Origin of the sequence: Megasphaera sp. UBA4382 (genome assembly GCF_002391155.1) — a bacterium.
Lineage (GTDB): Bacteria > Bacillota > Negativicutes > Veillonellales > Megasphaeraceae > Megasphaera > Megasphaera hexanoica.
In genome coordinates this window covers 16,896-28,466 of sequence record NZ_DGRS01000080.1, presented here as the reverse complement: position 1 = coordinate 28,466, position 11,571 = coordinate 16,896, and the positions used below count along the sequence as shown (strand labels likewise).

General features: G+C 49.2%; 10 protein-coding genes. 2 read left to right on the top strand and 8 right to left on the bottom strand.

What is annotated here, in order from left to right; translation table 11 throughout:
* Positions 1-18: 18 nt before the first annotated feature.
* The 7 genes from serC to B4H10_RS09440 all read right to left on the bottom strand — a co-directional run bounded on the left by serC (position 19) and on the right by B4H10_RS09440 (position 7,346).
* A complete protein-coding gene (gene serC, locus B4H10_RS09470) occupies positions 19-1,092 on the bottom strand; it encodes a 3-phosphoserine/phosphohydroxythreonine transaminase (protein ID WP_292018726.1) in 1,074 nt (357 codons plus the stop codon).
* Positions 1,093-1,580: 488 nt separating this feature from the next.
* Positions 1,581-3,848 (bottom strand): adenosylcobalamin-dependent ribonucleoside-diphosphate reductase, encoded by a 2,268-nt coding sequence (locus B4H10_RS09465; protein WP_059075527.1) that lies wholly within the window; start codon positions 3,846-3,848, stop codon positions 1,581-1,583.
* A gap of 185 nt (positions 3,849-4,033) precedes the next feature.
* Complete coding sequence (locus B4H10_RS09460; protein ID WP_075581473.1) at positions 4,034-4,981, bottom strand: alpha/beta hydrolase; 948 nt, start codon at positions 4,979-4,981, stop codon at positions 4,034-4,036.
* 110 nt (positions 4,982-5,091) lie between these two features.
* Positions 5,092-5,637 (bottom strand): bifunctional pyr operon transcriptional regulator/uracil phosphoribosyltransferase PyrR, encoded by a 546-nt coding sequence (gene pyrR / locus B4H10_RS09455; protein WP_059075525.1) that lies wholly within the window; start codon positions 5,635-5,637, stop codon positions 5,092-5,094.
* A gap of 15 nt (positions 5,638-5,652) precedes the next feature.
* Positions 5,653-6,567, bottom strand: coding sequence for an RluA family pseudouridine synthase (locus B4H10_RS09450; protein WP_059075524.1), 915 nt, complete (start codon positions 6,565-6,567; stop codon positions 5,653-5,655).
* Between the two features lie 11 nt (positions 6,568-6,578).
* A complete protein-coding gene (gene lspA, locus B4H10_RS09445; RefSeq protein ID WP_292018725.1) occupies positions 6,579-7,013 on the bottom strand; it encodes a signal peptidase II in 435 nt (144 codons plus the stop codon).
* 168 nt (positions 7,014-7,181) lie between these two features.
* Positions 7,182-7,346: a DUF362 domain-containing protein gene (locus tag B4H10_RS09440; protein ID WP_059075522.1), complete on the bottom strand. Its 165-nt coding sequence runs from the start codon at positions 7,344-7,346 to the stop codon at positions 7,182-7,184.
* A 517-nt stretch (positions 7,347-7,863) separates the two neighbouring features.
* Here B4H10_RS09440 and B4H10_RS09435 point away from each other — a divergent pair.
* Together B4H10_RS09435 and B4H10_RS09430 are read left to right on the top strand one after the other, a co-directional pair.
* Entirely contained in the window at positions 7,864-8,547 is a 684-nt protein-coding gene (locus B4H10_RS09435) for a response regulator transcription factor (protein ID WP_059075521.1), read from the top strand.
* Positions 8,531-9,988 (top strand): sensor histidine kinase, encoded by a 1,458-nt coding sequence (locus tag B4H10_RS09430; protein WP_292018724.1) that lies wholly within the window; start codon positions 8,531-8,533, stop codon positions 9,986-9,988. The genes B4H10_RS09435 and B4H10_RS09430 overlap by 17 nt, the downstream gene beginning before the upstream one ends.
* Positions 9,989-10,052: 64 nt before the next feature.
* Here the strand turns inward: B4H10_RS09430 and B4H10_RS09425 are convergent, their stop codons facing one another.
* Positions 10,053-11,540 (bottom strand): WG repeat-containing protein, encoded by a 1,488-nt coding sequence (locus B4H10_RS09425; RefSeq protein WP_292018723.1) that lies wholly within the window; start codon positions 11,538-11,540, stop codon positions 10,053-10,055.
* Between the last annotated feature and the right edge of the window lie 31 nt (positions 11,541-11,571).

Below are 11,571 nucleotides of genomic sequence, written 5' to 3'. Positions count from 1 at the left end.
ACCATAACCCCAATATAGTTAATGTTGTTTTCTGAATTCATCCATGAAATCAGCCAGTGCCTGGCAGGCTTCTTCCGTGACGGCATTGTAAATCGAAGCCCGGCAGCCCCCCAACGACCGGTGACCCTTGATACCTATGAGATTCTGACTGGCCCCGGCAGCAACGAATTCTTTTTCCAGATCTGCATTGCCTAGATTGAACGTAACATTCATAAGACTGCGCGAATCTTTCGTTGCATGCCCTGTATAAAAGCCCTGGCTACGATCGATTGCATCATAGACAATGGCCGCTTTTTTTTCATTGCGTTTCTGTATGGCCTGCAGTCCACCCTGATTTTCAATCCAGTGCAACACACGGTTGACAAAATAAATACAAAATACAGGCGGCGTATTATACGTCGAGTCGTGTTCTACAAACGTGCGATACGAAAGCATGGCCGGCAGATCTTCCCGTGCTTTCTGCAGCATGTCATCTTTTATGATGCCGACGACCACGCCTGCCGGGCCGACATTTTTCTGTACGCCCGCATAGATATAATCGAATTGGCTTACATCTACGGGGCGTGAGAGAAAATCACTGGACATATCGCAGATCAGCGGCACATCCACGTGAGGAAAGGTCTTCCATTCCGTGCCGTGAATCGTGTTATTGCTGGTCATATAGACGTAGTCCGTCCCATCTTTTACCGTAAAGGTGCTTTCATCGGGAATATAGGAAAAATGGTCTTCCTTGCTGGAAGCGACTTCATAGACTTCTCCGTAATACGATGCCGCTTTCATCGCTTTATCTGACCAGACGCCCGTATTCAGATATCCTCCCCGCGTCTTCAGGAAGTTAGCACCATGCATGAGAAACTGCATGCTGCCGCCGCCCTGCATAAAAATGACATGATACCCTTCAGGAATATGCATCAGCCGTTTCAGGACAGCTATGGTATCATCCTGCATATCCTGATATGCCGCACTGCGGTGACTGATTTCTACAATACTCATACCCGTATGGTTAAAATCGAGAAATTCTGCCTGGACTTCTTTCAATACATCCAACGGCATGGCCGAAGGCCCGGCATTAAAATTGTACACTCGTTCCAAAATAATCACTCCTTACGGCAATGGAAAAAGACATAAAAGGAGAAGCTCTCTCTTTGGGACGAGCTTCTCCTTTCTCGCGGTACCACCCAATTTGCCGCCGGCTGGAAAACAAAAAACTCCCGTCCCACTCAAGGGACGGGAGTCTGAATCCCGCGTTGCCACCCAACTTGCCATACGGCCAACTCTGACCGCTGTACCGGGCGGACCCGTCAAATTCGTCATTTGCAGCTCCAGAGCGGAACGCCCTGCCAGTCTGCTGCCTCACACCATCCGGCAGCTCTCTGAAAGCCTGTACAGTTTGCTTCTCTATCATCGCCTCTGTGAAATTGAGTCCATTATAAACACAAACGCCCTGCCTGTCAAGACATTTTTCATCTAAACATGCACTTCCCCAACGTATGCATCACACCGGCCACCGGTCTCCTGGCTGGTGTTTTCTTCTTTAAACTCACAGCCCAGAGTCTGATGCCGGCTATTGGGAAGCATCATCAATAGCACTTACTCCAGCCACAGTTTTTGCACGTATTGCAGCCCCCTTCGAAGACCAGGGGTTCACCGCACTGGGGGCAGAAAATATTTTCGGCCCGTACCTTGTCCCGCGCCCGCGGTTTAACCGGTTTTACCTTCTTCGGCTTTTCATTGCCGGCATGAAGCTCATTCTGTACCTCATTGTACATATCAAGGAGGGCATTGCCTACTGCCATGGGGCAGCAGGATCCCTTGCTCGTATCGCCCCGGGTAGAACGGCGGACCGAATAGCTCGGGCAGTTCCCCGTCGAATTGAGCTGGTCAATGATAGTATAAATATCAATCCCTGCCCGGGCACTGATAGAAATCATGCGGGACAGGCCAATCATGAAATTATTGCAACCGCCTGTCGATCCTTTGCTGAGATACGTTTCCAGCAAAGCGCCTGTTTCCGTATCAAAAAACGCAATACAATGGAGACTGCCGCAGCCCGTAACCAGTTTACGCTTCTTGCCGATGACATCATCATCGATAGCAACGATTTCACCACGTCCTAATCCGTCTCCGGCAACGGGCACTGTTTTTTCATCGACGTGAGTCGTAAGGATGCCCGCCCGTTTACAGCCATCACGGAAAATCGTCACGCCTTTACAGCCGCTTTCATAGGCCAGCAGGTACAGGCGTTCTGTATCTTCTACTGTAAAGCTGTTGGGCACATTGACGGTAGAACTGATAGACGCATCGATATGTTCCTGCCAGGCCGCCTGCATGGCAATCCGTTCCTGATAGGGAAGAGTCAGCGCCGTGACAAAATAATCCGGAAGCTGTCCATCATCGGTCAGATGATGTTCTTTCATATAAGCTTCTACAATAGGCGTATAGACTTTATAATACACATCTGAACCGTGGAGCGATTCCGTTTTCCGTTCATAATAATTAGCGTAAATCGGTTCGATGCCACCAGAAATCCCCAGCATCGTCGAAAGCGTTCCCGTAGGGGCAATAGTCAGGAGCTGGGAATTGCGCAGTCCGTACTGGCGGACCAGTGCCGCCGTTTCTTCTGTCGTGTTGGCCTGGAAATAAGGCGTATTCATGATTTCTTCCACATGACACATATCGTATGCGCCCCGCTCGCTGGCAAGCTGTGCCGAGGCAGCAATAGCCGTATCAGCCATGGCAAAGCCTATTTCATGGCAAAATGCCACGGCTTCGGGACTGCCATAAGTCAGACCCATCTTAATCAGCATGTCGCCCAGGCCCATGATTCCCAGACCAATCTGGCGCCACTGCTGTACACTGTCGCGCTGTTCCTGAAGGGGATGCAGGGGCAGTCCTTCTTCCAGCACGTCATTGAGGGCCCGGACGGCAATAGTGACACACCGTTTGAATTCCGTAAAGTCAAACGCCGCATCGGGCGTAAACGGGTGCTGGACAAACTGAGCCAGATTCATACTGCCCAAGAGACAGGATCCGCCCGCCGGCAGCGGTTCTTCCGCACAGGGATTGACACCGGAAAAAGAAAATTCCTTCGTATTGGCCAGCAGGTTCCAGTTCCGGATGCGGTCCCAGAACAGAGCCCCCGGTTCTGCATAGTCCCAGTTCGTTTCTGCCAGCAAGTGAAAGACATCGGCGGCCTGGACCATCGTTTCGATAGTCTGCCCCGTTTCCTGACGCGTAAAATGAAGGCGGAACGTCTTATGTTCTTTTACGGCCTGCATAAATTCATCGCTTAGACGGACGGATATATTGGCTTTGGTCACTTTATTCAAATCGGTTTTCAATTTGATGAAATCAATGACATCGGGATGGCTGCAGTCAATCGAAATCATGAGGGCGCCACGGCGGCCATTCTGTCCAATCAGTTCCGTAACCAGCGAATACAGGGTCATAAAGGAGATGGAACCGCTCGTTTCCTTCGCTGCGTTATTGATGCGCGCGCCTTTCGGACTGAGACTGGAAATATCGATGCCACAGCCGCCGCCATAGCTGTAAGTCCGGGCCAGTTTGCCTGCCCGGTCAAAAATGCTTTCAATATTGTCCTCTGGCGGCATCATGACATAACAGTTGGACAGGGTGATTTTTTTCCCTTCGTATTCCAACCCCCTGTTGGCCAGGATGCGCCCGCCGAACAGGAATTTCTGCTGCTGCAGCAATTCTGCCACTTCCGCATCATGCCCACTGACGCGATCCAGCCAGTGATCAAAATTTTCCCCATTATTACAGTACTTATTTTTCCAGATGTCGAGGCCAAGCTGATTGTCCGCGCCAAGCCATTCTTTTTCATCCATAACGATTCCTCCATAGAACGCCGCAAAGATCCGATATATTGTCATTCGTTGGTAATTTGCATACCATATGTAGTATGCAAAAATCTGACTCTATGATACCAGAGCCCCCGCCGACCGTCAAGACAAAAAGAAAATATATACCATACTGTTCATAGGACACTGGCCACGTCTTTTCTGCCAGTCAGTCACACATTTTCTTCCAAAAAATCTGTCACGGTCCGCACATATTCCCGGCGGTCTGTTTCAATAGCGGCCGCATGGGGCGAATCACGGAACACATGAAGATATTTATGTCCGCTGCCACACTGGTCGTACAGGCTCTGCGCCGTTTTGACCGGTACCAGCGTATCGGCACTGCCATGAAGGAACAGGACCGGTACTTTTATAAAGTGCACGGCATGGGCCGGTTCGATGGAAGAGACGAGCTTATGTGTATGAACGAGCATCGCTGCCTGGAAAAAAGGGTCGAGCAGATCATAACCGAGTACGAGGTTTTTATCTCCTGTCCAGTCCATCAGCTTTTCTCTGCCCATAGAAATGATATTTCCATAGGAACTGTCGGCAATGACAAAAGCCACCTGCTGCTGACGGTCACTGCCGGCATACAACAACGCCATAGCCGCCCCCAGGGAAATGCCGTGCAGGCCGATGACAGCCTGAGGATCTTTTCTGCGGAGCCACTGCATCCACATTTCCATATCCTCCGGTTCGGACAACCCCCAATCGGTATGGGCTCCTTCACTTTCTCCATGGCCCCGCTGGTCAATGAGCAGGACATTATATCCCAGGTTCTGATATATGGGAACATACCCAAGACACATGGAACGGTTCTGATACAGGCCATGGAGAAGGATAACCGTTTTATGAGAATGACTGGTGCTGGCAATGTAGGTTCCCCGTAAAATGGTCCCATCCGGGGCATTGACACGGACAGCTTCCCATTGCCGTTCTTTCTCCAGGACGCGTATGGGCGCTACATGCCGTGAATTATTCCGTATTCCCAGAATCTGGTCCCAGGGGGCTTCACGGAATTCATTATATGCCAGATTGCCCGCATAGGCACCGGCTGCAGTGGCGAGTACGATAAGGACAGCTGCCAGGCCGGCTATCCCTTTTAGTATACTGCGTATCATGAGTCATTCCTCCTTCTGACGACAGAGGCATCGCCCCTCCGTTATGGCCTTTATCATACGCCATGGAGTTCACTTCAGGTCAAGGACATGTCGTCAAAAAAGGCGCAGACTCAGCTGCGCACTTCTTCCCGCAATACCACCTGATTGCAGCCATCGACCTCTGATAACTGCACCGAAATATCTTCATGACGCGACGTAGGAACATTTTTCCCTACATAATCAGCCCGGATAGGAAGTTCCCTGTGTCCCCGGTCCACCAGGACCGCCAGTTCGATAAAACGGGGCCGCCCCAGTTCCATGATGGCGTTAAGGGCCGAACGCACGGTCCGACCTGTAAACAGGACATCATCGACGAGGACAATCGTCCTGCCATCGGCATCGAACCGGTTCTGTCCGCTGCTGACCGTATTGATACTGTTCTTGCGGTGATCATCCCGGTACGCGGAAATATCAAGATCATAGACGGGAACGGGAATTCCTTCAATAGCAGCCAGTTCCACCGCCAGCCGCTTGGCCAGCGGAACGCCCCGCGTATGGATTCCGACGAGGAGCATATTATCCAGGCCCTTATTGCGTTCAATGATTTCATGAGCTATGCGGCGGATGGCCCGGCTCATAGCCTTTTCGTCCATTAAAATCGTCTTTACCTTCCACATGGATATTCCCTCACTTTAACGACGTTCCGCCTGCTGCAGGCAGGCCATAAAATCAGCCGGTGCCGGTGCTTCAAAATGCATAGTCTCTCCCGTAACCGGATGAACCAGATCCAGACAATGAGAATGCAGTGCCTGCCCTTCAATGGGAAAATGGTCTTTTTTAAATCCATACAACGGGTCATTGACTACGGGATGATGGATATATGCCATGTGGACACGGATCTGATGAGTCCGCCCCGTTTCCAATTTGCATTCTACCCATGTATAATCTCCAAACCGTTTCAATACCCGGAAATGGGTCACCGCTTCCCGGCCGCCTTTAACGATTACGGCCATCTTAATCCGGTCTTTGGGATGACGCCCGATAGGCGCATCGATAGTCCCCCGTTCTTCTACGATATTGCCATGAACGAGTGCCCAGTATGTCCGGTGTGCCGTATGAGCTTTGATTTGCTCTGCCAGTCCACGATGTGCTTCATCCGTCTTGGCCGCTACCATGACACCAGACGTGTCCTTATCCAGCCGGTGTACGATACCCGGCCGGATGACGCCGTTAATACCGGATAATTCCCCTTTGCAATGGAACAGGAGCGCATTGACCAGCGTCCCATCCGGATTGCCCGCTGCCGGATGCACAACCATGCCCCGGGCTTTATTGACGACGATGATATGGGAATCTTCGTAAAGAATATCGAGGGGAATATCCTGCGGCTCTGCTTTCAGTTCTTCCTGAACGACTAGCCGCACTGCTATGGCGTCACCGGGACAGAGGCGGTAATTCGGTTTGACCGGCCGACCATTGACGGTCCCGTCTCCGTCTTCAATAAGCTGGCGGGAAAAGCTGCGGGAAAGAGAAAGTTCTTTCGACAAATAGGCATCAAACCGCTTACCCGCATCAGCAGCCGATGCTTCCAACAACCGTGTTTCCATGAGTTCCTCCGTCAATCTGAATGATGAGTCCAGCAATACCACAATAACACAGCCACTCCGGCAACGATACCTATATCTGCCACATTAAAGACAGGCCAGATACGGAAATCAAAGAAATCAGTGACTGCCCCCCGTAAAAACCGGTCCAGGGCATTTCCCAGGGCACCGCCCAACAGCAGGCCGGCGCCTGTATACACCCAGCCGTTTTGAGGCAGTTTTTTCCGGAACAGGCCATACAGCACAAATAACAACAGGGCAATAGCGAGAAAAACCCAGCGCTGATTTTCTAAAATGCCAAAAGCTGCCCCTTTATTCAATATATACGTAATATGAAAAAATCCCGGCAGAACCGGAATCGATTCGTGAAGTTCCATGCACTGGCGGATCCATACTTTGCTGCCCTGATCTAACAGGGTTACCAGCAGTGCAATAGCAAAAACGTACACAAACACCCTCCTGCCGCAAAACTGCAGGCAATATATAAAATCTGACCGACATTATCCTATCATAGAAATGTCCCGCTAGCAAGAAGCGGCTTTCCGGCTTCGCTCCTCCCCCGTACAGAAAAAGACCGCCGCACATGGGCGCGGCGGTCTTTTAAACGAGCTATCGGCTTATTCAGCGGAGATAGCACCGGTCGGACATACGGATTCGCAAGAACCGCAGTCGATGCAAGCGTCAGTAACAACGTACTTCGTTTCGCCTTCTTCGATAGCACCGGTCGGGCAAGCGCCTGCGCAGGAACCGCATTTTACGCATTCATCAGAAATTACATGCATGTTTTTCACCTCCAGAAAATTATGAGCAGGGAGTAACTCCCTTCATCTCGTCCATTATTACACGAATGATTTAAAATGTCAATCAAGACCGTAACAGTGCAGTTTCCTGCCATTTCGGACAGATTAAGCCTGGCAGGCATTTAAAAATTTTTTCTGCTTATTTCGCTCATATGTAGAAAAAGAACCGGCGAGGGGAGCCGGTTCTCTTCTGGTAAAGCATCATCGGGGGAAGACGATACTTTATGGTCAAAGATATAAGATAGGGGTGTTCGAGGGGTATATGAACAACTTATATCTTCAACAAGTCGTAGATTCTTTCTACATATATATAATACCAAGTATTTTTTAAAAGTAAATGAAAATAAGATTAAAATTAGATTAAATTTTACTTTTTTTATTTCCTATTCTAATTGTAAACATTCTATATATGAGTTAATGTCAAATTATAGTACAAAAAGCGGCATATGTAATGTATAATATAGAAAGCAGAGATGTTCGCCTGAAAGGAGCTGATAGAATGAGCGGAAGATCTCATATATTAATCGTTGAAGATGAAAAACAAATCGCCCGCTTCATCCAGATGGAGCTGGAGCATGAAGGATATGAGTGTGATATCGAATATAATGGCACCAAGGCCATGGAACGCATCGGCCAGAACCATTTCGACCTCATCCTGCTAGATATCATGCTGCCCGATGTAGACGGTCTGACACTGTGTCAGCGTACGCGGGAAATCTCCAATGTCCCCATCATGTTCCTGTCAGCCAAAGACGATGTGGAAACCAAAGTCGCCGGCCTCGACATGGGTGGTAATGATTATCTGACCAAGCCTTTCAACAGTAAAGAACTACTAGCCCGCATCCGCGTCCTGCTCCGCGACCGAAACACAGACAAATCGTCAGAAAACTTCCTCCATCTCCAGGATATGACTCTGTATCTGGATCGCCATGAGGTGGAAGTTGCCGGCCGCAAACTACTATTGACGAAAAAGGAATTTGAACTGCTCACGTATCTCCTGCGCAACAAAAACATCGTCCTGACGCGGGAAAAAATACTGGAAGAAGTCTGGGGGTATGACTATGCCGGTGACACCAACGTCGTCGATGTATATATCCGGTATATCCGCGGTAAAATAGGGCAGACAGACAGCAAAAAATATATTCATACCGTACGTGGGGTAGGTTATGTGGCAAAAGATTAAAGAAAAAATACACCGGCTGCCGCTATTTACACTGCCGCTTTTTGCAAAAATGGTACTCCTCTATTCGTTTATCGTCTTCATCATCCTGCTCATCGTGTCGGTCATCACCGTCACGAGTGTGCATTTTATCATGGGGCGTTCCATTGAACGGGATTTATACTCCAGCGCCCAGTCGGCTATGGAATATCTCGATAAGAGCGGACAGATTGACTCTTCAGTCTTTACCCGGTCCAACCTTCAGCCGTTTGTCAATCTCCAGGTATATGATGCTGCCGGCCGGTTGATTCTGGATAACGGACCGGCTCATACCATCAAAAATCTGAGTGACCGGTACATTGATGATACAGTCCGGAGCAATAACGAAATACCCCTTCCCGAATCCATTCAGGGAAACGAAACGAGTTCCTATGCCTATTATAAAAAATGGTACAGTGCCGACAATAAACTGTACTATCTCCGCTTTTCCCGCGTGCCCGACAAGGAAAATGCTTTTATATCCTTATTATCCAAGCAGCTCGTCGCTTCCGTGCTTGTCAGTCTGATTCTGACCATCTTTTCCGGTATGTATCTCATGCGCAAGTCCCTGGCTCCCCTGAAGCTGATCAATGAAACGTTGAAAAGTATTGAAGTCCACAAACTGAGCCAGCGTATCGTCATTCCGAAAGAAGCGGAAAACGGCATCGAAATCCATAACCTGGCCCAATCTATCAACCAGGCGCTGGACCGCATTGAATACGGATACAAGCAGCAGCAGCAATTCATCAGCAATGCATCACATGAGCTTCGCACTCCCCTTACCGTCATCAGCGGCTATATCAATCTCCTGGACCGCTGGGGAAAAGAAGACCCGAAAGTCCTCGATGAAAGCATTCAGGCTATCCAGGCTGAAACGGAATATATGCGCCAGCTCATCGAGCGGCTCCTGTTTTTTGCCCGTTCGACGACAGGTACCCTGGAAGCACATTTCATGGTCATCGACGCATCGGAATTACTGGAAGAAGTGTATAACGGCGTTCTGCTCATTGCCGAAGAGCGGGAAATTCTCCTCGGCCGCAACGATAAGGCTTCCATCTACGCCGAACCGGGCAGTGTCAAGCAGATGCTCCGTATCTTTATCGACAACGCCATAAAATATACACCGTCCGGCGGCTATATCTATTTATCCTGCGAAGCCGATGAAAAGCAGGTATGTTTTAAAGTCCAGGATACGGGTATCGGAATTCCCAAAAAAGATCTGGAACGGGTCTTTGAACGATTCTACCGGGTTGATTCCTCTCGTACCAAAGAAACGGGAGGTTCCGGTCTGGGCCTTTCTATCGCCAAATACATTGCCAAGGGAAACAATGCCCGTCTGGAATTGACCAGTGAGCTCCATAAAGGAACGACGGTAACGGCTATCTTTCCCCGTCATTATGAAACGAAAAAAGACACTGATAAATAATTTTCATCCTGACAATCAGCAGGGGCTGTCTTAAAAAGGCAGCCCCTGCTATTTATATATGACCTTATAAAATTTCTATTTCTTTATACTGCGGCCGGATCAGCCATTCTCCTTTACTGTTCAGGATGCCCCAGACATCACCTGACTTGACGGCACTGACACCATGGCGGAAGGACGAAACGACCTTTATTCCCCCTTCAGGAGCCGTATATACCGTCTTCCCTTCCGCATCAATAATTTCGTACTTCTTACCTATCTGACACCAGGCATAGGGCTCCGCCAGATACGGCACGATTTTCACCGTTTCCTGCCAGTAGTGAACTACCTGACCTGTTTCCTGGTTTACCAGGAAACACTGATTCCCCCGCTTCAGAAACATACGGTCAGCCCCTAAAAAATCAACCTTTTCGTATTGGAAAGGAAGGATTTGTCGTCCATCAGACAGGCTGAATACGCCTAGTCCACCTGATTCTTTATCTTTTAATGACACCATGCCATTCCAGTCATCCATCATTCCTGGCCCTACTTCGTACCGGCCTGGTTCAATGATATACTTTCCATCTCTGCCGACAAAGGCCAATAGTCCCTTATCTTTGACAAATGTTCCCCAGGCTGTCATAGGATAAACTTCATCTAACCGGCTGTCGATAACTATCCGGCCGGTCCGGTCAATATATCCCCGTTTCACGCCGTCATAGGTCAGCGGTTCTATTTCGCCACCATAATAACCACGGTTTACGGCTGAGCCGACGAGCGCTCCTGCCAGGAGTCCCCAGTTAAAATGGTTGATTTTACGCTGGTATTCCGCTAGTCCGTCATGATACGGGAATATCTTGTCATAGGGCACGGCAAATAGTTCCTTACCGGAGCGGTCAATGGCAATCTTACGGCCATTTTCATCCCGTACAAAGGCAATGCCTTCGCTAAAAGGTGTCAGAATTTCCTTATATACCGGCTCAGACACCACGATACCATTGGCGTCACGGATACCATACCGGCCTTTTTCCTGAAAAAATACGGGCCCACCGCTTTCGTTTTCTGATACTGGCAAGGTCACGGCAGTCCCCGTCTTATCAATATAAGCTGTTTTATTCCCTTTTACCGATAAAAAAACGCCCTGCCCGGCATAAGATAACTTCTTATACGACGCTGGCAGTAAAACCGTACCATCCGTTCCTAACAGGCCCCATTTTCCATTTTCTTTATAGCGGGCCAGAACGCCCTGTTCATAATTGAGGCTGTATTCATTGCGTATGTTTTCCCGTAAAGACTGCACAGGAGCAGGCAGTTTATTTTTCGCTATATAGGGAAAAAGGACAGCCCCTGTGCCCGAAGCAGATGGCGTATGTATACTTACATCGGAATGGGTGATCGTGCGACTGCTTTTTTCATGGGTCTCTTCCACTGTCACCGTCGATGATGACGACTCCCTGTGCATCCAGGTATAGCTTTCTGCAGGGCGCTCCGCTGCTTGGGCGGGCGACAGCAGTCCGCTGCTGATACTGGCCATGATGGCAGCCGCTATGAGTGTTTTATTCAGTTGTATAGTCATAAACTCTCCTCTCTGTTCAAAACTAATAAAA

Bases quoted from the DNA above. Each gene is read 5' to 3' on its own strand.
- B4H10_RS09465 (WP_059075527.1), bottom strand. From the start codon at position 3,848: ATGGATGAAAAAGAATGGCTTGGCGCGGACAATCAGCTTGGCCTCGAC.
- B4H10_RS09460 (WP_075581473.1), bottom strand. From the start codon at position 4,981: ATGATACGCAGTATACTAAAAGGGATAGCCGGCCTGGCAGCTGTCCTT.
- pyrR (WP_059075525.1), bottom strand. From the start codon at position 5,637: ATGTGGAAGGTAAAGACGATTTTAATGGACGAAAAGGCTATGAGCCGG.
- B4H10_RS09450 (WP_059075524.1), bottom strand. From the start codon at position 6,567: ATGGAAACACGGTTGTTGGAAGCATCGGCTGCTGATGCGGGTAAGCGG.
- B4H10_RS09440 (WP_059075522.1), bottom strand. From the start codon at position 7,346: ATGCATGTAATTTCTGATGAATGCGTAAAATGCGGTTCCTGCGCAGGC.
- B4H10_RS09435 (WP_059075521.1), top strand. From the start codon at position 7,864: ATGAGCGGAAGATCTCATATATTAATCGTTGAAGATGAAAAACAAATC.
- B4H10_RS09430 (WP_292018724.1), top strand. From the start codon at position 8,531: ATGTGGCAAAAGATTAAAGAAAAAATACACCGGCTGCCGCTATTTACA.
- B4H10_RS09425 (WP_292018723.1), bottom strand. From the start codon at position 11,540: ATGACTATACAACTGAATAAAACACTCATAGCGGCTGCCATCATGGCC.